Raw genomic sequence first — 24,062 nt, 5'->3', positions numbered from 1 at the left:
TGAGATGATTCGCATCCTCTTCTATCTCGCCATTATCTTCGCGCTCGGATTGGGTTTTGCCTGGCTCGCCGACCGGCCTGGCGAAATGGTGGTCACCTTTTCCGGCTATCAGTACCAGGTCAGCCTGATGGTGGCTGCGGTGGCCGTCGTGGCGGTGATCGCGGCCGTGATGATAATCTGGTGGCTGCTCAAATCGATCTGGAACAGTCCCTATGCGATCGCCCGGCACTTCCGGGTGCGCCGTCGCGACCGCGGCTATCAAGCGCTGTCGACCGGCATGATCGCGGCCGGTGCCGGTGACGGTGCCCTGGCGCGTCGCAAGACCAAGGAAGCGGTCAAGCTGATCCGCTCCGATCAGGAGCCGTTGATCAATCTTCTCGATGCGCAGGCCTCTTTGCTGGAAGGCGACCACGACAGTGCCCGCCAGAAGTTCGAGGCGATGCTCGACGATCCCGAAATGCGACTGCTTGGCTTGCGCGGGCTTTATCTCGAAGCCGAGCGGCTGGGCGACCGCAACGCGGCCCGGCATTATGCCGGCCGCGCCGCTTCGGTGGCACCGCAACTGGCCTGGGCTGCCGAAGCGACCATGGAGGAATTGGCGGCGCGCGGGGACTGGGACGGTGCGCTGAGGCTGGCCGACGCGCAAAAGTCGAGCCAGCAGATCGAGCGTGATGCCGCAAACCGGCGTCGGGGCGTGCTTTTGACCGCCAAGGCCGAAGCCCTGATGGACAACGACCAGGCTGCCGCCAAAGCGGCCGCGTTGGAGGCGAACAAGCTGCTGCCGGAATTCACGCCGGCGGCGATCGTTGCGGCCAAGGTGCTGTTCAAGCAGAACGATCTGCGCAAGGGCTCAAAAGTCCTCGAAGCGGCATGGCGGGCGGAACCGCATCCCGATCTCGCCGATCTCTACATCCATGCCAGGCCGGCCGATGCCGTACTCGACCGCCTTGGCCGTGCCCGCAAGCTGCAGGAAATGAAGAAGAATCACGCCGAGTCCTCGCTTGCAGTGGCGCGTACGGCACTCGACGCGCAGGATTTTGCGCTCGCCCGACAGGAGGCCGAAGCAGCCATCCGCATGCAGCCCAGCGAAAGCGCCTATCTCCTGCTTGCCGATATCGAGGAAGCCGATGGCGGCAACCAGGGCAAGGTGCGGCAGCTGCTTTCGCAGGCAGTGCGCGCTCCTCACGATGCTGCGTGGGTAGCCGATGGCGTCGCCGCCGAACGTTGGGCGCCGATCTCGCCGGTGAGTGGGCGGCTCGACGCGTTCGAGTGGCGCGGGCCGGTGGAGCGTACGGGCAGGCTGATCGAGGCGGGCCGACCGGTTCCGGATGTGGTGCCACCATCCCTGGCCGGGCCCGAGCGCGATGATGACGTCGTTGTCGTGGACGCAGAAACGATGCCGGTTTCCAACGGCGCAACGACAACCGCCATGCCAAATCGCAGCCCCGCGCCTGATGCGGCGACAAGCGAAGAGCCGGTGTCGCATCAGCCCGACGATCCGGGAGTGACGCCCGAAGACGAGGCGGAGAAACCACGCCGTTTCCGTTTGTTTTGAACAGCTGTGACTTGATCGCGATCCGGAAAGGACCAAATTACCCTTATGTTTGACCGTGTTCTGTCTTTTCTGAAAGAATTGCCCGCCAATGGTGCGCGCACCCATGCCAAGGCGGATGACCCGCGCGTTGCGGCAGCGGCACTGCTTTATCATGTCATGAGCGCCGATGGCGTTCACCAGGATGTCGAATGGGAACGCTTCAAGGCCATTCTGGCCGAAAGCTACTCCATTCAGGGCCAGGAACTGGAAGCGCTGGCGCAAGCCGGCGAGAGGGCCGATGGCGAAGCCATCGATCTCTACGCCTTCACCAGCGTTCTCAAGCGCCATCTCGATCCCGATGCGCGCAAGGCCTTTATCGGGCTGATGTGGGAAATCGTCTACGCGGATGGCGAGCTGCACGAGCTCGAAGACAACACGGTCTGGCGCGTGGCGGAGCTGCTCGATGTCGAGCGTGTCGATCGGGTGGCGGCGCGGCGCAAGGCGGCAGCCGAGGTACCCGGAGCCAAGGGCAGCGCGAACGACGAATGAGCAGGGCCGGACGTTCGTGAAAGCCGACCAGCGGCCCCGGATCCTGATCGTCCTGCATCAGGAAAGCTCCAGCCCCGGCCGGGTCGGCCACATGCTGATCGAGGCGGGCTACGAGCTGGATATTCGCCGGCCGCCGCTCGGCGACGCATTGCCCGAAACGCTTCGCCATCATGCCGGCGCGGTTGTGTTCGGCGGTCCGATGAGCGCTAACGACCATCATGAGGAATTCGTCCGCCGCGAGACGGACTGGTTGGCTGTTCCACTGAAGGAAAAGAAGCCCCTGCTCGGCATCTGCCTGGGCGCGCAGATGCTGGTCAATCATCTCGGCGGCAAGGTCGACGGCCATCACGATGGGCTGGTCGAGATCGGCTGGTATCCGCTGCGCGCCACCGAGGAAGGCAAGAAGCTGATGCACTGGCCGGAAATGGTCTATCATTTCCACCGCGAAGGCTTTTCCCTGCCGAGGGATGCAACGCTGCTTGCCACTTCCGACACCTATCCCAACCAGGCCTTTCGATATGGCGACATGGCCTGGGGCATCCAGTTTCATGGCGAACTCACCCGCATGATGATGCAGCGCTGGGTGGTGCATGGCGCGCATCGCTTCGAATTGCCTGGTGCCCAACCCGGCCGCGATCATCTCGGTGGCCGGCTTATCTGGGACATGCATCTCAAGCGCTGGCTGGGCGAATTCCTGGAAACGATCTTCGGCCATCCTGCCGCGCACCGATAGGGCTGCGGTCAATCATTCCCGCTTATCGAGACGACGCACCTTGCGCAGCTCCGGGAAGATCGCTGCCCAGATGCCAGCCACCACGATGGCGCCGAGACCACCGACGACCACCGCCGGCACGGTGCCGATCAATGCCGCCATGGTGCCGGCGCGAAATTCGCCGACCTCGTTCGAAGCGCCGACGAAGACCTGATTGACGGCATTAACGCGGCCGCGAACCTCGTCAGGCGTCCACAGCTGGATCAGCGTCTCGCGGATATAGACGCTGACCATGTCGGTCGCACCGAGCAACGCCAGCGCGACGATCGAAAGCCAGGTGATGGTGGACAGACCAAACAGCGCGGTGACGGCGCCAAAGACGACAACGAAGAACAGCATGATCGCGCCGGCTTGGTCGCGCAGCGGATGGCCGGCCAGCCAGACCGCAACGCACAAGGCGCCGATACCGGGAGCCGAGCGCAGCATTCCGAGACCCCAGGGGCCGAGGTCGAGGATGTCGCGGGCATAGACGGGCAGCAGCGCCGTCGCGCCGGAGAGCAGCACTGCCACCAGGTCGAGCGAAATCGCACCCAGCACCACCTTCTCGCGCCAGATGTAGTGAAAGCCCGCAAACAGGCTCTCCAGGCTGGGTTTGTCGGTTTCACTGCGCTGTGCGGGCTTCGGGATGCCGAGGATCAGCAGAAGCGCGAACAGCATCAGCACGGCGGCCGTGCCATAGGCAGCTTCGGACGAAAGACCATAGAGCAGGCCACCGGCAACCGGACCGATGATGGTGGCGGTCTGCCAGGCCGACGAGTTCCAGGCAATCGCGTTGGCGAAATCGTGGGGCGGCACGAGGTTGGCGACCAGCGAGGCGGAGGCGGGGCCAAAGAAGGCGCGGGCAATGCCGAACAGGAGGAGCACGGCAAAGACGGGCACTGGCGAATAAAGTCCATGCCAGGACAGAAGCAGCAGCACCAGCGCGCAGGCCGCTTCCATCAGTGTTGCCAGGGCCATGATCCTGCGGCGGCCGAAGCGATCGGCAACGACGCCGGTAACCAGCACCAGAATGAGCGACGGCAGGAACTGCACGATGCCGACCAGACCAAGGTCGAACGGATTGCGGGTGAGGTCGTAGATCTGCCAGCCGACCGCCACGGACACGATCTGCGTGGCGAAAGTCATGAGGAAACGTGAGGCCCAATAATTGCGGAAGGCCGTGTGGCGGAACGCAGCATAACGCTGATCCGGAGACGGTCGAGGTTCGACAGGCATGGAATTCAGCCCTTGGCGGTTTATACAGGCCGGCCGGGCTCTTCCACCATGGGCGCTGTTCCGGAGGGCGAGCTATAACCCAGTTTGCCGTGTTACGCGCGCATAAAATTTCGCCGCGTGTCCGGCAGCGGTGAAAAGTCCGTCCTGCGAGTCGCGCAGCGCTGCTGAGATACAACAATCCCGACCATCTTGTTTCAGGCTAGATTCTCGGCTGCAGGCCCGAGACGATCAGGGCGTAATATTGCAGGGCGAAATCCGCGGCGCGGGTTTTGCCCTCGGGCCGGAACCAGCGCACCATCCAGTTCATCAGCGACAGCACCGCACGGGCAGCGGTGGCGACATCGTCGACGGCAAAAGCACCGCTGGCTTTGCCATCTGCGAGCAGCGTGCGCAGCAGCTTCTCGTAGCGATCGCGCAACGCCAGCTGTTGTTCCGTCCAGTGGTTCTTTTCGATGCCGCCGAAGCCATGCAGCATGACGACGAAAGCAGCGTGATTGGCCTCCAGGAACTCCGCCTGCGCACGCATGAAGGCCTTCAGCTTTTCCGGAGCGTCTTTCGCCGCGTTCACCTCACCGCTGACGGCGGCATATTGCCGTTCCAGAAGGTCGATCATCATCTCGTCGAAGATGTCTTTCTTGGTCGGGAAGTAGTGATAGACGGCTGCCTTGGTGACGCCCACCGCCTGCGCGACATCGTTCAGCGAAGCGCCTTCGAAGCCATGCGCGGCAAACAGCTTTGCTGCGGCATCCAGAATGGTGGCACGCGGTGCCGGCATGCTCGGTGGCCGGCCGACCGGAGCTTTCGCTGTCTTGACCTGATCGGACCGTTGACGAGGCATGGCCCAAGTTTTATTACCGGCCAGCCGGTTTGTAAATATGAACGGCACTGCCTGCGCAATTGGGAAGAGGTGCGATCATGGCTGAAGCAGCAGCATCCGAAAACAAGGTGAGTGTCGAACATCGCGGCGGCGTCGCGATCGTCACGATCGACAATCCGCCGGTGAACGCACTGTCGTTTTCGGTGCGAAAGCCGCTGCATGACGCGCTCGTCCGGCTACGCGACGATGCAGCCACGGCTGCCATCGTCGTGACCTGCGCCGGGCGCACCTTCATCGCCGGTGCCGACATCACCGAATTCGGCAAGCCGATGCAGGATCCAGACCTGCGCGCGCTGATCGCGCTTCTGGAATCGATCGAAAAGCCGACGGTCGCCGCCATCCATGGCACCGCTCTGGGCGGTGGATTGGAATTGGCGCTTGGTTGCCATTTCCGGGTCGCTGAGAAGGCGGCGAAGCTTGGCTTGCCCGAAGTGAAGCTCGGCCTGCTGCCGGGCGCCGGCGGCACGGTGCGTCTGCCGGCTCTGGTCGGTCCGCTGAAGGCACTGGATATGATCACATCCGGCACGCCGATCGTCGCCACCGAGGCGCTGGAAGCGGGCCTCGTCGATACGCTCGCCACCGACGGGCTGGTTGCCGATGCTGCTGCCTTTGCGGCAGTCAAAGCCGCGGAAGGTGGGCCATTCGCTCCGGTGCGGAGCCGGCGCGACCAGATCGAAGCCGCTGATCGCGAACAGCTGGAAGCCCGGATCAAGGCCGTTGTCGCCAAGGCCAAGGGTTTGCGGGCCCCGGTCGCCTGCACGGAGGCGGTGCGCAATGCCGTGCTTCTGCCCTTCGAGGAAGCCCTGGCCGCGGAACGTTCCCTGTTCGTCGAACTGATGGCATCGGACCAGTCCAAGGCGCAGCGGCATCTGTTCTTCGCCGAGCGCGAAGCCGCCAAGGTCGCAGGCGTCGACAAGTCTGTGAAGCCGCGATCCATCCGGAGGGTCGGCATCATCGGCGCCGGCACCATGGGCGGCGGCATAGCCATGGCCTTCGCCAATGGCGGCATTGCGGTCACGCTGGTCGAGGCGGCTGAAGAAGCGCTGCAGCGCGGGCTCGATCGCATCGAAAAGAACTATGCGATCTCGGTTTCACGAGGCTCGTTGAGCGACAGCGCCAAGACAGCGCGCATGGCGCTGCTTTCGGGCACCACGGACTATGCGGCGCTGGCCGACTGCGACCTCGTCATCGAGGCCGTGTTCGAGGATATGGCGGTCAAGAAAGAAGTGCTTGCCGCCATCGACAAGGTGGCGAAGCCCGGCACGATCATTGCCACCAACACCTCCTATCTCGATGTCAATGCACTGGCCGCCTCCGTCAGCCGACCGCAGGATTTCGTCGGCATGCACTTCTTTTCGCCGGCCAACATCATGAAGCTGCTGGAGATCGTGCGCGGCAAGGAAACGTCGCCGGATGTGCTGGTGAGCCTGCTGGCGCTCGCCCGCTCGATCGGCAAGGTACCCGTGGTGGTGGGTGTCTGTCATGGTTTCGTCGGCAACCGCATGCTGACGGCACGTGGCGCCGATGTCGAAGCTCTGCTTCTGGAAGGCGCCACCCCCGCAGACGTCGACAAGGCGTTCACCGATTTCGGCTGGCCGATGGGTCCTTTCCAGATGTGGGATCTCGCCGGGCTGGACATCAGCTGGCGTAACCGCAAGGCGCTGGGCAAGACCGCGCTGATCGCCGACTGGCTGTGCGAACAGGGCCGCTTCGGCCAGAAGACCGGCCGCGGCTTCTACCTCTATGCCGACGGCCGCACCGCTGCGCCCGACCCGGAACTGGCCAGCCATATTGCCGATGAAGCAAAGCGGCTCGGCATCGCACCGCGTGCCATCTCGGCCGAGGAGATCATCGAACGCACGCTCTACCCGCTGATCAATGAAGGTTCGCGCATCCTGGAGGAAGGCATCGCCGCGCGCGAATCCGATGTCGATCTGGTCTGGGTCAACGGCTATGGCTTCCCGCTCGGCAAGGGCGGGCCGATGTTCTGGGCGCGCCAGAAGGGGCTGGCAGGGATCGTCGATCGCCTGGCTCATTGGCATCAGAAGACGGGCAAGGATGTGTTCAAGCCGTCGGAACGGCTGAAGGCGATGGCGGCGGAAGCGTAAGAGGGAATTCCGTTGGTGGAGCTGAGGGGGATCGAACCCCTGACCTCGTCATTGCGAACGACGCGCTCTCCCAGCTGAGCTACAGCCCCGTCCAGCGGATGGCGCATTTATGAGGCGAGGCGCTCGGCTGTCAAGCGAGGTTTTGGTCGCCAAGCTGTCGTTGCCTCGAGTTTGGCGACGTCCGATCGTCAATGCCATTGCCGCGGTATCGAGGTGGTGGCGGCTCTTCTGCAGACTCAAAAATTCCGTGAAACCGCTGCAAGCCTGCCCGGCCCTTGCCGCATCCGTGCGCAATCGCTAAATGTCGGCAACACTCGGAGACCTGCATGACCGCCCTCATTCAAACCGTCATTCTGGCGCTGGATCTCTACTGGTGGATCATCATCGCCTCGGCAATCTTCTCCTGGCTCTATGCCTTCAACGTCGTCAACCCGCGCAACCAGGTCGTCGGCACGATCGGCAACGCGCTCTACCGGTTGACCGAGCCGGCGCTGCGGCCCATCCGTCGCATCCTTCCGGATCTTGGTGGCATCGACATTTCGCCGATCATTCTGCTGCTGATCCTGTTCTTCCTGCGCCAGTTCATCCTCACGACCATCTACCCGGCGCTCGTCTGAGTGCCGGCATGGGCGAAGTCTTTCGCCTGCGCGCCGACGGCATCGATCTGTTCGTACGGCTGACGCCGAAGGCGGCGTCCGATGCGCTGGACGGTGTCGAAACGACCGCCGACGGCCGCAGCCATCTCAAGGCACGCTTGCGCGCTGTTCCGGAAAAAGGCGCTGCCAATGTTGCGCTGGAAAAGCTTGTCGCCAAGGCTCTCGGCGCTCCGGCATCATCCGTGGCGGTGGTGGCCGGCGGCTCAGCGCGGTTGAAGACGCTGCGCGTCAGCGGCAATCCGGTCGAGCTCGCGCGGCGCGTGTCCAGCCTCGGTGCGGCATAGGCGCAGCCGGCATTTGGCGATATGGTGCCGACGTCCGTCAGTCGGAGATCGTCATGCGCAGCATTCTCACCATCCTCGTTTTTGCCGGTTTCTGCCAGTGCGCGTCAGCGGGCGAGGTCACCAGCGTCTATACCGACCTCGTCACGGAAAAGAATTGCCTGACCTATGCCGAGGCTGGCAAAGATGATGGCGACTGGGCTGAGCTCGCCTGCGCGGGTTACCTTGGCTATCCGGTGCTGCTTTCCTACGGCGATGCGCGAGAATCCGTCTTCTTCGGCTTTCCGCCGGAAGACATGACCACGACCTGGGAAAGCTTCTCCGGCTTCAACAGTTCAGGCACGAAGGTGGAGTGGCGGGTCGAGAAGACTGGCAACGTCTCCACTCCCTTTGCGGCTATCCACCGGCGCTCGGTCAGCATCAGTGGCGAAGATGCCGAAAAGCAGGCGGATGTTCTGGTGGTGGCGAAGGTTGCCCAGATGGAGGGCCGCCAAGGCTGCACGGTCGCACTCATTGCCGGCGCCAGCCCCAATGCCAATGAGGAAGCCCGTAAAATTGCCGATGAAAAGGCGCGTTCCTTCGCCTGCGGCAAGGACAAACGCATCACCGTGGGTGACGTGCCGGCCTTCGGCCGGGTCGACAATTGAAAGTGCCGGCTGACCTGGAAGCCGCCGGCACCTGAAAGCTCAAAGCGCTGCCTATTTCTTGGCGGCTTTAGCGCGTTCGATCGCTTCGACGATCATCTTCTTGGCGTAGGCGGCATCGTGCCAGCCGCCGATCTTCACCCACTTGCCGGGTTCGAGATCCTTGTAGTGCTCGAAGAAATGCTCGATCTGCTTGAGGGTGATCTCCGGCATATCGGTATAGTCGAACACCTTCTCGTAGCGCTTGGTGATGTGTGACGACGGCACCGCGATCACCTTCTCGTCCTGGCCGGCATTGTCTTCCATGATCAGAACGCCGATCGGGCGCACGTTGATGACGCAGCCCGGCACCAGTTCGCGCGTATTGCAGACCAGCACGTCGATCGGGTCGCCGTCACCGGACAGGGTGTGCGGGACGAAGCCGTAATTGCCGGGGTAGCGCATCGGCGTGTAGAGGAAACGGTCGACGAACAGCGTGCCGGCTTCCTTGTCCATCTCGTATTTGATCGGCTCGCCACCGACGGCCACTTCGATGATGACGTTGACGTCTTCCGGCGGATTCTTGCCGATGGATATCGCCTCGATACGCATGGATTACCCTCTCTTTGGCGCTGTCCTGATTGGGGATCTGTCGTCAGGTCTGCGCTGGATGGAATGGCTTGCCGACAACCATGAGCCTCCAAGGTGGCGCCTGGCCTCGCAATCGCGCACCGAATAACGGGCGAAACGGCTTTGTGCAATGCGGCAATGCGTGCGGGCGGCGATAAGCGGGAGAGCGTTCCCGTTTTTCACGGAAACGCGAAAACGCTCCAACTCTTTGTTTTTACGCAATCCCGGACGGAAACCTTTACACGCTTTTCCTGGGATTGCTCGGGCTCAATCCCAGACGAAAGCGACCTTCTTCAGCGCCTTCTGCTCGAAGATCTCGACGCCTTCGGCGACATCACGGCCACCCTCGCCGGTGTAGAAGGCAAGCGCGTTCTGGTTCTCTTCCAGCGCCCACACCACGAGGCCGTTGAGGCCATGATCGGCAAGTTTGCGGCGGGCGGCTGAAAACAGCCTGCGACCAAGGCCAATGCCCTGATATTCCGGGCGCAGGTAAAGCTCGTAGATTTCGCCCTGCTGGCGCAGCTCGCGGGCACGGTTGCGGCCGACCGTTGCATAGCCTGCGATCGTTCCGCCGATCTCCACCACCAGCACGGTGGCGGCTCGGCGAATGGCGTTCGCCCACCAGTCGGACCCACGACGGTTGATCATCGCCGTGAGCGTCTTGTGCGGGATGATACCGCTATAGGCGCCGCGCCATGCTTCCAGGTGCACGTCGGCAATCGCGACCGCGTCGCGCGGTTCTGCTTTGCGGATGTCGATGGTCAAGGTGTTCATGGTTTATTAACCATAGACCCCGTCGGCAGGCTTGCAAAGAGTCCGACTTGCTTTCGCACAAACGAAATACTGGGCTACTGCAGCGTGCTTTGCGCGTCTGGATAAACGCGTGGCGCTCTAAAGGCCGGGAGCGTCCTAGATCTCGACCAGATGATCGTCGAGTTCGTTGATATCGCCTGGTGCGATCGGGAAATGTTCAGCCAGTACCGCGCCGACTGTGGCGATGGCGTTGACGAAACCGTCGGCCAGGTGGTCGTCACTGGCGTGAGCGGTCAGATCGCGCACCACGCCGTCCCAGACATGCTGGCCGACTTTGGCATCGATGCCGCTATCGGCAACCACTTCGGCATAACGTTCGGCGATCGAGACGAAGATCAGCACGCCGGTCCGCTCGGCGGTGCGATGCACGTTGCGGGCAAGGAACTGCTTCACGGCATTGGCGTGCGCAGCCCTGTAGCGCTGCCTGCGCGGCACGAAATGGATGCGCAGGCGCGGTATCAGCCACAGAAGGATGTACAGGCTGACGGCGGCCACCGCCTGCACGATGAGAAAATGCGGCAGGCGTACTGTCACCCATAGCGCTTCCAGCACATAGGCGAAGGCGATGCTGACAGCGAACAGGGCAAGCGTTGCCGTGAAGGCGGCCTGGAAGAAATAGCCGTCGCTCGAGCGCGCCACCACGCAGTAGATTTCGCCGCCGGTCTTCTGCTCTGCCGTGCGGATCGCCTCCGCGATGCGCTCATGGTCGGCATGGGTGAGGGAACTTGTTGCCATCGTCACCAGCTCCCCGAAGATCCGCCGCCGCCGGACGACCCGCCGCCACCGGAAAATCCGCCACCACCCGAGGACCATCCGCCACCGCCGCCGGACCAGCCTCCGCCACCCGATGACCAACCGCCGCCGCTGTTGCCGGACGAACGCCTGTTGGTGTCGAAGGTCATACCCAGCCAGCGGTAGCGGCCGGGGCCGATCTTGGTGCCGAAGACCGGCGGCAGGATCGCCATGGCGAGGCCGCCGAAGAACAGTACCGCCCAGATGGTGATGAACAGCGCGAACATGACCTGTTCGGCGTCGTATTCGCTGAAACTGTCCTGCTGGTGGCGCTTGCCGCGCGCCTCGAGTTCTTCCGGATTGCCTTCCAGAACCATGATCATGTCATCGACGGCCTTGGTGATGCCGCCGGCGAAATCGCCGCCGCGAAAAGCCGGAACCATGTCGTTTTCGATGATGAGCTTGGTGTGCAGGTCCGTCAGCGTGCCTTCCAGCCCGTAACCGACCTCGATGCGCATCTTGCGGTCGCTCTTGGCGACGAGCAGCAGGACGCCGTTGTTGTCGCTGGCCTGACCGAGCTTCCAGGCGCGGAACAGCCGGTTGGCATAAGGCTCGATCTCCTCGCCACCGAGGCTATCGACGGTGGCGACGACGATCTGGTCGGAGCCCTTCTTTTCGAAGTCGGCCAGCTTCTGTTCCAGCGCTGCCTTCGCAGCCGGGTCGATCATGCCGGCATTGTCGACGACGCGTCCGGTCAGCGTCGGCAAATCGTCGGCCAGCGCCATGCCGGCAAGCAGCATGGCAAAGATGGCTGCCAGCAGGGCCTTCAACGCGATAGCCCGCGGCGCTGCCTGGATATCATGCACAGGCAAGCGGCGGGACGGCGGGAAGGAGCGCAAGGTTCAGTCGGTCCAAATGAGGAAGGGTGGCGTTCAGCCACCCTGTCCCGTGGTGGTCTTGTTGGTACCGAAATCGACTTTCGGCGTCTGCATCTTGTCTTCGGCGATGGTGAAGTTCTGGAAAGGCTCGTTGGAGCGGAACCAGAGGGTCGCCCACAGCACCGACGGGAAGGTCCTGAGCGTCAGATTGTAGTCCTTCACCGCCTGGATGTAGTCGCGGCGGGCAACGGCGATGCGGTTTTCGGTGCCTTCAAGCTGAGCCTGCAAGGCGATGAAATTCTGGTTGGCCTTCAGGTCAGGATAGTTTTCGGTGATGGCGAGCAGCCGCGACAGTGCGCTGGTCAGACCCGACTGGCTGTCCTGGAACTTCTTGAAGGCCTCTGGATCCTGGAGGGTTTCGGGCGTCACCGTCACCTGTGTGGCTTTGGCGCGTGCCTCGACAACAGCATCCAACGTGTCCTTCTCGTGCGCGGCGTAGCCTTTGACCGTCTCAACGAGGTTCGGAATCAGGTCGGCACGGCGCTGATACTGGTTCAGTACTTCGCTCCAGGCGGCCTTGGCGTTTTCTTCCGCCGTTGGAATGGTGTTGTAGCCACAGGCGGACAGGAGCGGCAGCAAAAGAGCCATCAAGAGGAAAGCTGGCAGGCTGCGGGGAAGCGAAGACAGGCGCTGGGCGTACATGAGCGGTCCCTCGTTTGCTCGAATAATGAAGCAATACCATAAAGATCGCCGGAGAAAACGCCTCTTGGTAAGTGGCGGCGAGGCGCCTTGGCGCAGCTTCGCCGTCAACGAGGCCCTGTAACCACGACGAGGATCGGTTTAGGATCGTAAAAAAAGGGATCGTTGATGGCAGGTCATGCCGACAGGGACAGCGAGCACGAATCGCGCCGTATCCTCGACCGGATCGCGCGCGAGACCGAGCCCGGCGGCCTGCCGTCCGACAGGCATGGAGATGACCGCAATGATTTCGATCCGATCGAATATTGGGGCACGCGCATCGGCCGCGTGCTAGGCCTCATCCTGGCGATCGCGATGATGATCGCCGTCGGTTATTACATCGCCCGCCATCTATAGGACCATCATGAATACCAGCCAGGCCGAGGCGCCCCGCGCCGTCATCGTCGTGTCCAGTCACGTCGCGCGTGGTTCCGTGGGTAACCGCGCCGCCGTTTTTGCGCTGGAGACCCTGGGCTTCCCTGTGTGGGCAGTGCCTACCATCATCTTGCCCTGGCATCCCGGCCATGGCCGGGCAACCAGGATCGTTCCGCCTGCGGAACAGTTTGCGGCGTTGATGGCAGACCTGGCGAGCGCACCATGGCTCGGCGAAGTCGGTGCTGTCCTTTCGGGATATCTCGGCGAGGCAAGCCAAGCCGACGCGATTGCCGATCTGGTCAATGCGGTGAAAGCCAGGAACCCGGGCGCGCTTTATGTTTGCGATCCGGTGATGGGCGATTCCGGCGGACTCTACGTGCCTGAGGCTACAGCCAAGGCCTTGCGCGACCGGCTGATGCCATTGGCCGATATCGCCACACCGAACCGCTATGAACTCGCCTGGATGGCAGGGGCCGAGCTGCCGGATCTGAAATCGACCACCGCCGCCGCGCTGGATGCCGGTCCGGCAACCATGCTGGTAACGTCCGCGCCCGCCATGATGTCTGGCAGTACCGGCAATCTCCTGCTCGACGCCAGCCAGGTGCTGCTGGCCGAGCACCGCCTGATCGATCGGCCGCCGAATGGTCTCGGCGACCTCACGGGAGCCGTCTATCTGGCCCGTACGCTTTCCGGCCAACCGCCGGCCAAGGCGCTGCAGTCGACGACAGCAGCGGTCTATGAAATCCTCGCGCGCACCGCCAAGCGTGGCGGCGATGAATTGCAGCTGGAAACCGACGCGCAGAGCCTGTCGCAGCCGATGGCCATGGTGCAGATGCGCCATCTCACCCATCCGGGTCGAGGTCGCACCGCGTGACGGGCAGCGCGGCTAGCGCATCGGCCCGAAAATCCCTGGCCGGGGTCGATGGCTGCAAGGCTGGCTGGATCGCGGTACGACAGGATCCAGGCGGGTTTCCGACTGTCGGCATCTATCCAGGTTTTGGAGATCTCCTTGCGGCCTTGCCGCTGGACGCGATCGTGGCGGTCGACATGCCGATCGGCTTGCCCGAGGTTTCGGGCAAAGGCGGGCGTGGACCCGAGGCATTGGTGCGCCCCCTGCTTGGCGAGCGGCAATCCAGTGTTTTCGCGATTCCTTCCCGTGCGGCCGTCTATGCCGACACGGCGCCGTTCAGCACGATTGAGGCCTGGTATGATGCACATCGGCGCGCGAGCGCCGTGGCGGCAACCACATCCGACCCACCACGCGGCGTTTCCATCCAGGCCTTCGGCATTTTTGCCAAGATCCGCGAGATCGATGGGCTCCTGACAGAGCGCCCGGAACTGCGAACACGTGTGTTCGAATCGCATCCGGAAGTGGCGTTCTGGCGGCTCAATGAAGGCCGCGCGATGAGTTTGCCCAAGAAGATCAAGGGCGCGGTCAATCCGGCCGGCATGGAAGAGCGGCGCGCTTTGCTCGTCCGCCATGGCTATGAGCACACGTTTCTCGATCAGATGCCGCCGAAGGGCGCCGCCGCAGACGATTTCCTCGACGCGGCCGTCATGCTTCTGATCGCTGGCCGCATCGCGCGGGGCGAGGCTGTATCCTATCCCAATCCGCCATTCGTCGACGGCAGAGGGCTCTCTGTCGCAATCCATGTTTGAACGGCATCGCGCGGTCGGCTATGCGCAATGCATGGCTCGCGCGACCAAGCCATGACGATTTCGCATTGATTGCAGCACCGATTTGCCGTTAGTGCCATGCGCAGTGGAAAACTGCCGTCCAGCCTGGAAAGGTCCTCACCGCCAGATGCCGCATCTCCCCGATCATCTCATTGCCGGTTATCGCAATTTCATCAACGGCCGCTACGTGGCTGAGGCTGATCACTACAAGTCGCTGGCGCGTGAAGGTCAGGCGCCTGAGACCATGATCGTGGCCTGTAGCGATTCGCGGGCGGCACCCGAAGTGATCTTCAACGCCGGCCCCGGCGAGCTGTTCGTGCTGCGCAATGTCGCCAATCTCGTGCCGCCCTATGCGCCGGATGGAGAATATCATTCGACCTCGGCCGCGCTCGAATTCGCGGTGCAGAGCCTGAAGGTCAAGAACATCGTCGTCATGGGCCACGGCCGCTGTGGCGGTATCCGCGCCGCGCTCGACACAACCTCGGCGCCGCTGTCACCGGGCGACTTCATCGGCAAGTGGATGAGTCTGATCGCGCCCGCCGCAGAAACCGTTTCGGCCTCGACCATGATGACGGCCGGCGAACGGCAGACGGCGCTGGAGCGTATCTCGATCCGCTACTCGATCGCCAATCTGCGCACCTTTCCTTGCGTCAAGATCCTTGAAGGCAAGGGCAGACTTGCCTTGCATGGCGCCTGGTTCGACATCTCGACAGGCGAGTTGTGGGCGATGAACACCGAAACCGGCGATTTCGAGCGGCCGGATATCAGCTGAAGACAACAACCTTCACTTCTCGTCCGTACAGGCCTAGGTTGTATGGAGGAGGTGTCGCGTTGTGCCCGTTGTCGGCTGGTCGAAACTCTGTGCGGTCGTTCTATTCGCTCTGATTCCGCTTTCAGCGCGCGCCGACGATCGCGCCGTGATCGGCCGCTGGTATTCCGCACTGCTGGGTGCGGACCGCGGCAGCCTTGCCGATATGCTTGCCGATGATGCCCGCATCCGGTTGCAGGATGTCGATACCGAGCAGAACAAACAGCAGTTCCTCGCTTCGATGGATGAGTGGCAGGGCGCCGTAGCGGGTGCAAACATCCGGCACCGCATCGAGAATGCAGACAATGGACTGGTCACGGTGGTCGTCTGCTACGACTTTCCTGGTAACGATCTTCTGACACGAGAGGTTTTCGCACTGACGGACGAACATATCACTGCATCCTCGCAAGCGACCATCGCGGAAAATTGCGACAGCTACTAGAAAAGCTGCGCCTGGCGTTTGCCCGCTGGCTGCCGATGACCGGCCGGCGATACCCGCCGTTGCACCGGCGGTCCCATCAGCCTACATCGGGGAAGCATTGCCGTTCCGTCTTCAAGCTCAGCGAAAGCCCCGCCATGTCCGTATCCGATCTCGCCGCCCATCCTTTGACCAACTGGCAAGGTCCACTCGGTCTTCCTGATTTCACGAAGATCGGGGATGGGGATTTCGGATCGGTGTTCGATGCTGCGCTCAAGGCGCACGAGGCGGAAATCGAGGCCATAACCGCCGGAACGGAACAGGCTTCCATCGAAAACACGCTGCAAGCGCTGGAGCTTGCCGGTGAAGCGCTGGATCGTGTCTCTTCGATCTTCTGGTGCCGGGCCGGTGCCCATACCAATGATGCGATCCAGGCCCTGGAGCGCGAAGTCGCACCGAAAATGTCGCGGCATTTCTCCGCGATATCGATGAACGAAAAGCTGTTTGCCCGTATCGACGATCTCTACCAGAAGCGCGACAGCCTGAAGCTCGATGCAGAGACGTTGCGTGTGCTGGAGCGCACCTGGAAAGGTTTCGTCAGGTCCGGCGCCAGGCTCGATACGGACGGCAAGAAGCGGCTTGCCGCGATCAACGAGCAATTGTCCTCGCTCGGCACCACCTTCGGCCAGAATGTGCTGGCCGACGAGCGCGAGTGGGCATTGTTCCTCGACGAGGGCGACCTTGCCGGCCTTCCGGATTTCCTGAAAAGCGCGATGGCGGAAGCCGCCGAGACGCGCGGCCAGAAGGGCCGTTATGCCGTGACGCTGTCGCGGTCGATCTACGAGCCTTTCACCACCTTCTCCGAGCGTCGCGACCTGCGCGAAGCGGCATGGCGCGCCTTCACCCGGCGTGGCCAGAATGGCGGCGCCAGCGACAACACCGCCGTGGTGCGCGACATGCTCAGGCTGCGTGCCGAGAAGGCAAAGCTCCTGGGTTATGATTCCTTTGCCGCGCTGAAGCTCGACGACACCATGGCCAAGACGCCGAAGGCCGTGCACGACCTGCTCGACCCGGTCTGGGAAAAAGCACTCGAGAAGGCAGCCGCGGACCAGAAGGAACTGGAACGGCTGGCGACCGCCGCCGGCAGCAACGAGCAATTCGCGGCCTGGGACTGGCGCTTCTACCAGGAGAAGCTGCGGGCTGAAAAATTCGCTTTCGACGAGGCCGAGTTGAAACCCTATCTGCAGCTCGACCACGTCATCGCTGCCTGTTTCGACGTGGCAATGAGGCTGTTCGGTCTCACCTTCGAGGAGAAGAAAGGCATCGCCGGCTGGCACCCGGATACGCGGGTGTTCGCGGTGAAGAATGCCGACGGATCGGATCGCGCTCTGTTCCTGGCCGACTATTTCGCCAGATCGTCCAAACGTTCCGGTGCCTGGATGAGTGCGCTGCAATCGGGCTACAGCCTGGGCAAGGGCTCGAAGCCGATCATCTACAACATCATGAATTTCGCCAAGCCGCCGGCCGGCGAGGCGGCGCTGCTCTCGGTGGACGAGGCCAAGACGCTGTTCCATGAATTCGGCCACGCCCTGCACGGCATGCTGACCGATGTCACCTGGCCGTCGGTCTCGGGCACCTCGGTCAGCCGCGACTTCGTCGAACTGCCCTCGCAGCTCTACGAACATTGGCTGACAGTGCCGGCCGTGCTGGAAAAACACGCGCTGCATGTGAAGACTGGCAAGCCGATGCCAAAGGACCTACTCGACAAGATGCTGGCGGCGCGCACCTTCGGCGCGGGCTTCGCCACGATCGAATTCACCGCTTCGGCGCTGGTCGACATGGCCTATCACGCACGCCCGGATGCGCCTGCGGAACCGCTTGCCTTCGAGACGGAGACGCTCGAGAAACTCGCGATGCCGGATACGATCGCCATGCGCCATCGCACCCCCCATTTCAGCCATGTCTTCGCCGGCGACGGTTATTCCGCCGGCTACTATTCCTACATGTGGTCGGAGGTACTCGACGCCGATGCCTTCTCCGCCTTCGAGGAAACCGGCGATCCGTTCAATCCGGCGCTGGCGAAGAAGCTGCGCGAAAACATCTACGCAGCCGGCGGCTCGAAAGATCCAGAGGAGCTCTACATCGCTTTCCGCGGCAAGATGCCAACGGCGGACGCCATGATGGCGAAGCGCGGGCTGGTCTAAAACGTGGTTCTTACTCTCTCCGCCGAGGGGAGGGTAAATCCCTAACTTTTCAAACTGGCGCCGATCAGCAGGTCGGCCTGTTTGGCAACCGACTGCGAGGGACCGCCCGGGCCGAAGATCTGGCTTGAGATATAGGCGCCCTCCATGAGGAGCAGCAGGCCGTCGCCCAGCGTGCCTGGGTCGGCTGCGCCCATCTCCTTCGCCATGGCGCGCAGGCGGCGGCGCAGCTCGCGCTTGTTCTCCTCGCTCACCACGCGTGCTGGATGGCCGGGTTCGGGATATTCGACGGCCGCATTGGTCATGCCGCAGCCGCGGTAACCCGGCTTCTGCGAGCGCTTGCCGACACGGGTGAGGAAAGCGATGATCTGCGCGCGCGCATCGCCGGGATGCGCCGCCACCGCCTCGTCGAACCGCGCCCAGAAGTCGATGTCGTATTTGCGCAGATAGGATGCAGCCAGCTCGTCCTTTGACGAGAAAGAGCGGTAGAGGCTCGGCTTGGTGACGCCTGCCTTCTTTACGATTTCGTCGACACCGATCGCCCGGATGCCTTCGCGATAGAAAAGCTCATGCGCGACGCCGAGGATCTTCTCGGCCGCCGGGGGCAGGGTGGCTTCTCGCGAAACGCTGGCTTCAATATTTTTGTCAGCAGGCATGATGCATTCCAATTGACATGTTACTAACCGGTACGTACACATTCGGCAACTGTAACGTACCGGTCAGTAACATGATAGTCCAGTCCCGTCCGTTTGGCCAGCGCTACGCCTTCGTCGTCGTTGCGGTCATCTTTCTTTCCCTGCTCATCGCCGCCGGCCTGCGTTCTGCGCCCTCGGTGATGATGCTGCCGTTGGAAAATGACTTCGGCTGGCGCCGCGACGTGGTGTCGCTGGCGGCCGCCATCGGCATCTTCCTCTATGGATTGACCGGACCTTTCGCCGCGGCGCTGATGGAGCGTATCGGGCTGCGCAAGACGGTGATCGGCTCGCTGGTGGTGATGTCGGCGTCCACCGGGCTATCGTTGTTCATGACGCAATCCTGGCAACTGGTCGCCACCTGGGGCGTTTTCTCGGGCGTCGGTTCGGGTGCGGTGGCCACCGTGCTCGGCGCCACCATCGTCAACCGCTGGTTCAAGACCAACCGTGGCCTGATCATGGGCCTGATGTCGGCGTCCAGCGCCACCGGCCTGCTGATCTTCCTGCCGTTCCTAGCATGGCTCGCGCAGTCGGGCGGCTGGAAACCGGTCGCGCTTATCATCGCCATTGCCACGGCGGCACTTGTGCCGCTGGTCTGGCTTTTGGTGCCGGAGCGGCCGGCGTCGATCGGCCAGGTGCGTTTCGGCGCCGAGCCGGACGATGTGCCGCCGACGCCACCGGCCGCAGCCGGCAACTTCATCTCCCATACGCTGGGCACACTGCGTGACGCCGCCAGGACGCGCGTGTTCTGGTACCTCTTCGCCACCTTCTTCATCTGCGGCTTCACCACCAACGGCCTGGTCGGAACGCATCTGATCGCCTTCTGCGCCGATATGGGCATCAACGAGATCCAGGCGGCCGGCCTGCTTTCGCTGATGGGTATCTTCGACCTCATCGGCACGACCCTGTCAGGCTGGCTGACCGACCGCTTCGACCCGCGCAAGCTTCTCGGCGTCTACTACGCCATCCGGGGCCTGTCGCTGATCTACCTGCCTTATTCCGGTTTCTCGGCGACAGCGCTGATCGTCTTTGCGATCTTCTATGGGCTGGACTGGATTGCCACCGTGCCGCCGACGCTGCGTCTGTCCAACGAAGCCTTCGGCGACGCCAGGGGACCGCTGGTCTTCGGTTGGATCGTTGCCGGGCATCAGGTCGGCGCGGCAGCGGCAGCCTTCTTCGGTGGTGTCATGCGCGAATTCCAGGGCAGCTATGAGCTTGCCTTCGTCATCGCGGGCATGACCGGCATCATCGCCGCCTGTCTGTCGCTGCTCATCAACACAAACCGCCCGATGCTGGAACCGAAAGGCCAACCCGCCTGATCCGCTGGGAACCTGTGGACAGTCAAGAAAGTTTCACGTCTCCGAAATGTGGTTGAAACAATGGCCGAAGACCTTGGCGGCTCCATCCGTTGCCAAGGAGCCAGCCATGAGCAAGCCAGCCAGCATCAGCCGCCGTGTCTTCCTCGCCTCGACAGGGGCGGCCAGCCTGGTCGGGCTGTCCGGTCTGGCCATGCCCTACTATTCGCGTGCGAACACGCGCCCGGTGTTCACGCATGGCGTCCAGTCGGGGGATATCGACGCGGTGTCGGGCATGATCTGGACGCGTGCCGACAGGCCGGCGCGCGTGCAGTTCGAGGTGGCGACCACGGAAAACTTCGCCAATGCCGAACGCCTGGCGCCGCTGAACGCACTGCCCGACAGCGACTACGCGGTGAAGCGCCTGCTCACGGATCTGGCGTCCGATCAGGACATCTTCTACCGCATGACGCTCGCGGACCTGAACGACGTGAATGCCGTGTCCGAGCCGATCGTCGGCCGTTTCCGCACCGCGCCGACCTCGCGCCGTTCCGTACGCTTCGCATGGTCGGGCGACACCGCCGGCCAGGGCTGGGGTATCGACGAGGTCGGCATGAAGACCTACGCGACCATCGCCAAGCACATCCCCGACTTCTTCCTGCATTCGGGCGACACGATCTACGCAGACGGCGCCATGAAGGACGAAGTCGATCTCAAGGATGGCAGCAAGTGGAAGAACGTCGTGCTCATCAACGAGAAGCGCAAGGTTGCCGAGACGCTCGACGAATATCGCGGCCAGTGGAAATACAATCTGCTCGACAAGAACCTGCTCGCGATGAACGCGGTCCTGCCAACCTTCTTCCAGTGGGATGATCATGAGGTGGTCAACAACTGGTCGAGCTCGAAGGACCTGACCGCCGACGACCGTTACAAGGAAAAATCGATCGCCGTGCTGGCGGCACGGGCCGGCCGTGCCTTCCATGAGATGACGCCGATCCGCTTCACGCCGGCCGAACCCGGCCGCGTCTATCGCAAGATCGCCTATGGCCCGCTGGTCGATGTCTTCTTCCTGGACATGCGTTCCTATCGCGGCGCCAACGGCCCGAACCTGCAGTCCGAGCTCAATGCGGACTCCCGCATGCTGGGCGAACAGCAGACCCGCTGGCTGAAGCGCGAGCTCGCCAATTCAAAGGCGACCTGGAAGGTGATCGCCGCCGACATGCCGATCGGGCTGGTGGTATGGGACGATGGCGCCAACAGACGAGGCTCGGAAGCGGTCGCCAATGGCGACAACGGTCCGGCCAAGGGGCGCGAACTGGAATTCGCCGATCTGCTGCGCTTCATCAAGAACGCCGGAATCACCAATACGGTGTGGCTGACAGCGGACGTGCACTATACCGCCGCCCACCACTACAGCCCGGATCGCGCCCAGTTCCAGGATTTCGAGCCGTTCTGGGAATTCATTTCCGGACCGATCCATTCCGGCACCTTCGGCCCGAACGACCTCGACATGACCTTTGGCCCTGAAGTGAAGTTCATCAAAGCGCCCAGCGCCGAGCAGGGCCAGAACCTGGCGCCTTCGGTTGGCCTGCAATTCTTCGGGCTGGTCGATATCGACGGCAACACCGAGCAACTGACAGTCCGGCTGATGGATCGCGACGATAATGAGCTCTACAAGACGACGCTCGATCCGGTGCGGGCGGCGTAACGCATGTCGCGCAAAAGTGCGCGACGGTTTTGCGATAACGACACGCGTTAGGTGAGGGGCTTAATGTTCGAAGCAGGCGGCGGGCACGTTCGGCCAGGCTGCCTTGTCGCAGCCGGCATCGGCCTGGCGCTGCTTGAAGGCGGCGCTCACAGGACCGGTAACGATCGGGTCGACACCGTCGGGAGCATCGGGAAACAGCTTCTCCGCCTGCGTGGACACCACGGCCAGCGGCTTGTCGGCGGGCGTTGCGGCCGACCAGGCGCCGCCCAGCGCCAGCAAGGCGACCAGCGTGGCCGACAGGGAAATCATCACGAACCGGTTCAGACTGCGTATCATGGACGCCCGAATGCTCCACAGCGGAAAAGGTTCCGCGCTTGGTTAATGAAATTCTACGCTCCTGCCACTTAACAAAAGGTGACCAGCCAATTGCCGCAACGCCGCCCCCTTTCGCAAATGCGAAAAACCCTGTATGAGCCGCGCAACTGAAAAAGGCGGCGTCTCGATTTGACTATCCGGGCGTGCTGCCTGAACAACCTCCGAGACCCAGCATGAACATCCGCAATATCGCGATCATCGCGCACGTCGACCATGGCAAGACCACGCTGGTCGACCAACTCCTCAAGCAGTCCGGCTCGTTCCGCGAGAACCAGCGCGTCGCCGAACGCGCGATGGATTCGAACGACCTCGAAAAGGAACGTGGCATCACCATCCTGGCCAAGGCGACTTCGGTCGACTGGAAGGACACCCGCATCAACATCGTCGACACCCCCGGCCACGCCGACTTCGGCGGTGAAGTCGAGCGCATCCTGTCGATGGTCGACAGCGCGATCGTTCTGGTCGATGCCGCCGAAGGCCCGATGCCGCAGACCAAGTTCGTGGTCGGCAAGGCACTGAAGGTCGGCTTGAAGCCGATCGTCGTGATCAACAAGATCGACCGTCCCGACGGCCGCCACCAGGAAGTCATCAACGAAGTGTTCGACCTGTTCGCTGCACTCGATGCTACCGACGAACAGCTTGATTTCCCGATCCTGTACGGTTCGGGCCGCGACGGCTGGGTTTCCGAGAATCCGGAAGGTCCGAAGGACCAGGGCCTGGCGCCGCTGTTCGATCTGGTGCTCAAGCATGTTCCGGAGCCGACGGTTCACCCGGGCCCGTTCCGCATGATCGGCACCATCCTGGAAGCCAATCCTTTCCTTGGGCGCATCATCACCGGCCGTATCCATTCCGGCACGTTGAAGCCGAACCAGGCGGTCAAGGTTCTGCACCATGACGGCTCGCTGCTGGAGAACGGCCGCGTGTCGAAGATCCTGGCGTTTCGTGGTCTCGAACGCCAGCCCATCGAGGAAGCGCAGGCGGGAGACATCGTCGCCATCGCCGGCCTGTCGAAGGGCACTGTCGCCGACACGTTCTGCGATCCTGCCGTCACCGAGCCGCTGCATGCGCAGCCGATCGATCCGCCGACCGTCACCATGTCCTTCATCGTCAACGATTCGCCGCTGGCGGGCACCGAAGGCGACAAGGTCACCAGCCGCGTCATCCGCGACCGCCTGATGAAGGAAGCCGAGGGCAACGTCGCGCTGAGGATCGAAGAATCGGCCGACAAGGATTCGTTCTTCGTGTCGGGCCGCGGCGAACTTCAGCTCGCCGTGCTGATCGAGACGATGCGCCGCGAAGGTTTCGAACTTGCCGTCTCGCGTCCGCGCGTCGTCATGCAGAAGGACGAGAGCGGCCAACTGCTCGAGCCGATCGAAGAAGTCGTGATCGACGTCGATGAAGAGCACGCCGGCGTCGTCGTGCAGAAGATGTCGGAACGCAAGGCCGAGATGGTCGAGCTGCGTCCCTCGGGCGGCAACCGCCAGCGCCTGGTGTTCCACGCGCCGACGCGCGGCCTGATCGGCTACCAGTCGGAACTGTTGACCGACACGCGCGGTACGGCGGTCATGAACCGCCTGTTCCACTCCTACCAGGGCTACAAGGGCGAGCTGCCCGGCCGCACCAACGGCGTGCTGATCTCCAACGAACAGGGCGAATCCGTCGCTTACGCGATGTGGAACCTGGAAGATCGCGGTCCGATGGTCATCGACGCCGGCGTTAAGGTCTACCAGGGCATGATCATCGGCATCCACTCCAGGGACAACGACCTCGAAGTGAACGTGCTGAAGGGCAAGAAGCTCACCAACATCCGCGCCGCCGGCAAGGATGAGGCAGTCAAGCTCACCCCGCCGATCCGCATGACGCTGGAACGCGCGCTGGCCTGGATCCAGGACGACGAGCTGGTCGAAGTGACGCCGAAGACGATCCGCCTGCGCAAGCTCTATCTCGACCCGAACGAGCGCAAGCGCTTCGAGAAGTCGAAGGTCAGCGCGGCCTGATGGTTCAAAGGGCGGGGATTTCCCCGCCCTTTCTTTTAGCAATGTCGCCCCAAAGTGTCACAGCTGACGGTCGTGCCATCCGCGCGTCGCGCCTTTAGTCGTTGCGAAGC

25 protein-coding genes and 1 tRNA gene are annotated in these 24,062 nt (G+C 62.8%); 16 read left to right on the top strand and 10 right to left on the bottom strand.

Features of this window, described 5'->3' with window-relative positions; genetic code table 11:
- Positions 1–4 precede the first annotated feature (4 nt).
- The 3 genes from ACFWXH_RS20130 to ACFWXH_RS20120 are packed head-to-tail and all read left to right on the top strand — an operon-like array spanning position 5 to position 2,816.
- The gene (locus tag ACFWXH_RS20130; RefSeq protein WP_379123141.1) at positions 5–1,555 is read left to right on the top strand and encodes a heme biosynthesis protein HemY; all 1,551 of its coding nucleotides are present in this window, start codon (positions 5–7) and stop codon (positions 1,553–1,555) included.
- A gap of 45 nt (positions 1,556–1,600) precedes the next feature.
- Entirely contained in the window at positions 1,601–2,083 is a 483-nt protein-coding gene (locus ACFWXH_RS20125; RefSeq protein WP_054310333.1) for a TerB family tellurite resistance protein, read from the top strand.
- A gap of 16 nt (positions 2,084–2,099) precedes the next feature.
- Positions 2,100–2,816: a glutamine amidotransferase gene (locus ACFWXH_RS20120; protein WP_379123139.1), complete on the top strand. Its 717-nt coding sequence runs from the start codon at positions 2,100–2,102 to the stop codon at positions 2,814–2,816.
- Positions 2,817–2,828: 12 nt separating this feature from the next.
- Here ACFWXH_RS20120 and ACFWXH_RS20115 read toward each other — a convergent pair whose 3' ends face one another.
- Both ACFWXH_RS20115 and ACFWXH_RS20110 read right to left on the bottom strand, forming a co-directional pair.
- Entirely contained in the window at positions 2,829–4,070 is a 1,242-nt protein-coding gene (locus ACFWXH_RS20115; protein WP_379123137.1) for an MFS transporter, read from the bottom strand.
- Between the two features lie 199 nt (positions 4,071–4,269).
- Positions 4,270–4,845 carry a TetR/AcrR family transcriptional regulator gene (locus tag ACFWXH_RS20110; protein ID WP_379123135.1) on the bottom strand — a complete coding sequence of 192 codons (576 nt, stop codon included), beginning with the start codon at positions 4,843–4,845 and terminating at the stop codon, positions 4,270–4,272.
- 140 nt (positions 4,846–4,985) lie between these two features.
- On the opposite strand from ACFWXH_RS20110, the gene ACFWXH_RS20105 reads away from it, so the two are divergent.
- Positions 4,986–7,055 carry a 3-hydroxyacyl-CoA dehydrogenase NAD-binding domain-containing protein gene (locus ACFWXH_RS20105; RefSeq protein WP_379123133.1) on the top strand — a complete coding sequence of 690 codons (2,070 nt, stop codon included), beginning with the start codon at positions 4,986–4,988 and terminating at the stop codon, positions 7,053–7,055.
- Between the two features lie 13 nt (positions 7,056–7,068).
- Here the strand turns inward: ACFWXH_RS20105 and ACFWXH_RS20100 are convergent.
- A tRNA-Ala gene (locus tag ACFWXH_RS20100) sits at positions 7,069–7,144 on the bottom strand.
- 237 nt (positions 7,145–7,381) lie between these two features.
- Here ACFWXH_RS20100 and ACFWXH_RS20095 point away from each other — a divergent pair.
- The 3 genes from ACFWXH_RS20095 to ACFWXH_RS20085 are packed head-to-tail and all read left to right on the top strand — an operon-like array spanning position 7,382 to position 8,639.
- Positions 7,382–7,672 (top strand): YggT family protein, encoded by a 291-nt coding sequence (locus tag ACFWXH_RS20095; RefSeq protein ID WP_054310328.1) that lies wholly within the window; start codon positions 7,382–7,384, stop codon positions 7,670–7,672.
- Between the two features lie 8 nt (positions 7,673–7,680).
- Positions 7,681–7,995 carry a DUF167 family protein gene (locus tag ACFWXH_RS20090; protein ID WP_379123131.1) on the top strand — a complete coding sequence of 105 codons (315 nt, stop codon included), beginning with the start codon at positions 7,681–7,683 and terminating at the stop codon, positions 7,993–7,995.
- Between the two features lie 53 nt (positions 7,996–8,048).
- Positions 8,049–8,639, top strand: coding sequence for a hypothetical protein (locus tag ACFWXH_RS20085; RefSeq protein WP_379123129.1), 591 nt, complete (start codon positions 8,049–8,051; stop codon positions 8,637–8,639).
- Positions 8,640–8,690: 51 nt separating this feature from the next.
- On the opposite strand, the gene ppa is transcribed toward ACFWXH_RS20085, so the two are convergent.
- The 5 genes from ppa to ACFWXH_RS20060 all read right to left on the bottom strand — a co-directional run bounded on the left by ppa (position 8,691) and on the right by ACFWXH_RS20060 (position 12,370).
- Positions 8,691–9,227, bottom strand: a complete 537-nt coding sequence (gene ppa, locus ACFWXH_RS20080) for an inorganic diphosphatase (RefSeq protein ID WP_054310325.1) — start codon at positions 9,225–9,227, stop codon at positions 8,691–8,693.
- 285 nt (positions 9,228–9,512) lie between these two features.
- Positions 9,513–10,019 carry a GNAT family N-acetyltransferase gene (locus tag ACFWXH_RS20075; protein WP_379123127.1) on the bottom strand — a complete coding sequence of 169 codons (507 nt, stop codon included), beginning with the start codon at positions 10,017–10,019 and terminating at the stop codon, positions 9,513–9,515.
- A 135-nt stretch (positions 10,020–10,154) separates the two neighbouring features.
- Positions 10,155–10,793: a TPM domain-containing protein gene (locus ACFWXH_RS20070; protein ID WP_379123125.1), complete on the bottom strand. Its 639-nt coding sequence runs from the start codon at positions 10,791–10,793 to the stop codon at positions 10,155–10,157.
- A 2-nt stretch (positions 10,794–10,795) separates the two neighbouring features.
- On the bottom strand, positions 10,796–11,590 hold the full coding sequence (locus ACFWXH_RS20065) for a TPM domain-containing protein (RefSeq protein WP_379123305.1): 795 nt from the start codon (positions 11,588–11,590) through the stop codon (positions 10,796–10,798).
- 132 nt (positions 11,591–11,722) lie between these two features.
- Complete coding sequence (locus ACFWXH_RS20060; RefSeq protein ID WP_054310322.1) at positions 11,723–12,370, bottom strand: LemA family protein; 648 nt, start codon at positions 12,368–12,370, stop codon at positions 11,723–11,725.
- Positions 12,371–12,535: 165 nt separating this feature from the next.
- Between ACFWXH_RS20060 and ACFWXH_RS20055 the strand changes: the two genes are divergently transcribed.
- The 6 genes from ACFWXH_RS20055 to ACFWXH_RS20030 all read left to right on the top strand — a co-directional run bounded on the left by ACFWXH_RS20055 (position 12,536) and on the right by ACFWXH_RS20030 (position 17,888).
- On the top strand, positions 12,536–12,763 hold the full coding sequence (locus ACFWXH_RS20055; protein ID WP_054310321.1) for a hypothetical protein: 228 nt from the start codon (positions 12,536–12,538) through the stop codon (positions 12,761–12,763).
- 7 nt (positions 12,764–12,770) lie between these two features.
- On the top strand, positions 12,771–13,655 hold the full coding sequence (pdxY, locus tag ACFWXH_RS20050) for a pyridoxal kinase PdxY (RefSeq protein WP_379123123.1): 885 nt from the start codon (positions 12,771–12,773) through the stop codon (positions 13,653–13,655).
- Entirely contained in the window at positions 13,652–14,440 is a 789-nt protein-coding gene (locus ACFWXH_RS20045; RefSeq protein WP_379123121.1) for a DUF429 domain-containing protein, read from the top strand. The genes pdxY and ACFWXH_RS20045 overlap by 4 nt, the downstream gene beginning before the upstream one ends.
- Positions 14,441–14,585: 145 nt before the next feature.
- Positions 14,586–15,230: a carbonic anhydrase gene (locus tag ACFWXH_RS20040; protein ID WP_379123119.1), complete on the top strand. Its 645-nt coding sequence runs from the start codon at positions 14,586–14,588 to the stop codon at positions 15,228–15,230.
- Positions 15,231–15,291: 61 nt separating this feature from the next.
- The gene (locus tag ACFWXH_RS20035; protein WP_379123117.1) at positions 15,292–15,708 is read left to right on the top strand and encodes a nuclear transport factor 2 family protein; all 417 of its coding nucleotides are present in this window, start codon (positions 15,292–15,294) and stop codon (positions 15,706–15,708) included.
- 134 nt (positions 15,709–15,842) lie between these two features.
- Positions 15,843–17,888, top strand: a complete 2,046-nt coding sequence (locus ACFWXH_RS20030; protein WP_379123115.1) for a M3 family metallopeptidase — start codon at positions 15,843–15,845, stop codon at positions 17,886–17,888.
- Positions 17,889–17,929: 41 nt separating this feature from the next.
- Here the strand turns inward: ACFWXH_RS20030 and ACFWXH_RS20025 are convergent, their stop codons facing one another.
- Entirely contained in the window at positions 17,930–18,541 is a 612-nt protein-coding gene (locus ACFWXH_RS20025; protein WP_379123114.1) for a TetR/AcrR family transcriptional regulator, read from the bottom strand.
- A 71-nt stretch (positions 18,542–18,612) separates the two neighbouring features.
- On the opposite strand from ACFWXH_RS20025, the gene ACFWXH_RS20020 reads away from it, so the two are divergent.
- Both ACFWXH_RS20020 and ACFWXH_RS20015 read left to right on the top strand, forming a co-directional pair.
- On the top strand, positions 18,613–19,896 hold the full coding sequence (locus ACFWXH_RS20020; protein ID WP_379123112.1) for an MFS transporter: 1,284 nt from the start codon (positions 18,613–18,615) through the stop codon (positions 19,894–19,896).
- 106 nt (positions 19,897–20,002) lie between these two features.
- A complete protein-coding gene (locus tag ACFWXH_RS20015) occupies positions 20,003–21,580 on the top strand; it encodes an alkaline phosphatase D family protein (RefSeq protein WP_379123110.1) in 1,578 nt (525 codons plus the stop codon).
- Positions 21,581–21,640: 60 nt separating this feature from the next.
- Here ACFWXH_RS20015 and ACFWXH_RS20010 read toward each other — a convergent pair whose 3' ends face one another.
- Positions 21,641–21,916 carry a hypothetical protein gene (locus tag ACFWXH_RS20010; protein ID WP_379123108.1) on the bottom strand — a complete coding sequence of 92 codons (276 nt, stop codon included), beginning with the start codon at positions 21,914–21,916 and terminating at the stop codon, positions 21,641–21,643.
- 212 nt (positions 21,917–22,128) lie between these two features.
- Between ACFWXH_RS20010 and typA the strand changes: the two genes are divergently transcribed.
- The gene (typA, locus tag ACFWXH_RS20005; RefSeq protein WP_054310311.1) at positions 22,129–23,952 is read left to right on the top strand and encodes a translational GTPase TypA; all 1,824 of its coding nucleotides are present in this window, start codon (positions 22,129–22,131) and stop codon (positions 23,950–23,952) included.
- The last annotated feature ends 110 nt before the right edge of the window (positions 23,953–24,062 follow it).

The sequence above is a fragment of the Mesorhizobium sp. NPDC059054 genome, assembly GCF_042739215.1.
In the GTDB taxonomy this organism is placed as follows: Bacteria; Pseudomonadota; Alphaproteobacteria; order Rhizobiales; family Rhizobiaceae; genus Mesorhizobium.
Note: the sequence above shows the minus strand (reverse complement) of the source record. Positions and strands in the feature narration are given on the sequence as shown.

Excerpts from the sequence above, each read along its gene's own strand:
- ACFWXH_RS20110 (WP_379123135.1), bottom strand. The coding sequence starts at position 4,845 with ATGCCGGCACCGCGTGCCACCATTCTGGATGCCGCAGCAAAGCTGTTT.
- ACFWXH_RS20020 (WP_379123112.1), top strand. The coding sequence starts at position 18,613 with ATGATAGTCCAGTCCCGTCCGTTTGGCCAGCGCTACGCCTTCGTCGTC.
- ACFWXH_RS20010 (WP_379123108.1), bottom strand. The coding sequence starts at position 21,916 with ATGATACGCAGTCTGAACCGGTTCGTGATGATTTCCCTGTCGGCCACG.
- ACFWXH_RS20065 (WP_379123305.1), bottom strand. The coding sequence starts at position 11,590 with ATGCTGCTTGCCGGCATGGCGCTGGCCGACGATTTGCCGACGCTGACC.
- ACFWXH_RS20085 (WP_379123129.1), top strand. The coding sequence starts at position 8,049 with ATGCGCAGCATTCTCACCATCCTCGTTTTTGCCGGTTTCTGCCAGTGC.
- ACFWXH_RS20015 (WP_379123110.1), top strand. The coding sequence starts at position 20,003 with ATGAGCAAGCCAGCCAGCATCAGCCGCCGTGTCTTCCTCGCCTCGACA.
- ACFWXH_RS20125 (WP_054310333.1), top strand. The coding sequence starts at position 1,601 with ATGTTTGACCGTGTTCTGTCTTTTCTGAAAGAATTGCCCGCCAATGGT.
- pdxY (WP_379123123.1), top strand. The coding sequence starts at position 12,771 with ATGAATACCAGCCAGGCCGAGGCGCCCCGCGCCGTCATCGTCGTGTCC.
- ACFWXH_RS20105 (WP_379123133.1), top strand. The coding sequence starts at position 4,986 with ATGGCTGAAGCAGCAGCATCCGAAAACAAGGTGAGTGTCGAACATCGC.
- ACFWXH_RS20075 (WP_379123127.1), bottom strand. The coding sequence starts at position 10,019 with ATGAACACCTTGACCATCGACATCCGCAAAGCAGAACCGCGCGACGCG.
- ACFWXH_RS20040 (WP_379123119.1), top strand. The coding sequence starts at position 14,586 with ATGCCGCATCTCCCCGATCATCTCATTGCCGGTTATCGCAATTTCATC.
- ACFWXH_RS20030 (WP_379123115.1), top strand. The coding sequence starts at position 15,843 with ATGTCCGTATCCGATCTCGCCGCCCATCCTTTGACCAACTGGCAAGGT.
- ACFWXH_RS20115 (WP_379123137.1), bottom strand. The coding sequence starts at position 4,070 with ATGCCTGTCGAACCTCGACCGTCTCCGGATCAGCGTTATGCTGCGTTC.
- ACFWXH_RS20090 (WP_379123131.1), top strand. The coding sequence starts at position 7,681 with ATGGGCGAAGTCTTTCGCCTGCGCGCCGACGGCATCGATCTGTTCGTA.
- ACFWXH_RS20055 (WP_054310321.1), top strand. The coding sequence starts at position 12,536 with ATGGCAGGTCATGCCGACAGGGACAGCGAGCACGAATCGCGCCGTATC.
- ACFWXH_RS20095 (WP_054310328.1), top strand. The coding sequence starts at position 7,382 with ATGACCGCCCTCATTCAAACCGTCATTCTGGCGCTGGATCTCTACTGG.
- ACFWXH_RS20025 (WP_379123114.1), bottom strand. The coding sequence starts at position 18,541 with ATGCCTGCTGACAAAAATATTGAAGCCAGCGTTTCGCGAGAAGCCACC.
- ACFWXH_RS20130 (WP_379123141.1), top strand. The coding sequence starts at position 5 with ATGATTCGCATCCTCTTCTATCTCGCCATTATCTTCGCGCTCGGATTG.
- ACFWXH_RS20070 (WP_379123125.1), bottom strand. The coding sequence starts at position 10,793 with ATGGCAACAAGTTCCCTCACCCATGCCGACCATGAGCGCATCGCGGAG.
- ppa (WP_054310325.1), bottom strand. The coding sequence starts at position 9,227 with ATGCGTATCGAGGCGATATCCATCGGCAAGAATCCGCCGGAAGACGTC.
- ACFWXH_RS20060 (WP_054310322.1), bottom strand. The coding sequence starts at position 12,370 with ATGTACGCCCAGCGCCTGTCTTCGCTTCCCCGCAGCCTGCCAGCTTTC.
- typA (WP_054310311.1), top strand. The coding sequence starts at position 22,129 with ATGAACATCCGCAATATCGCGATCATCGCGCACGTCGACCATGGCAAG.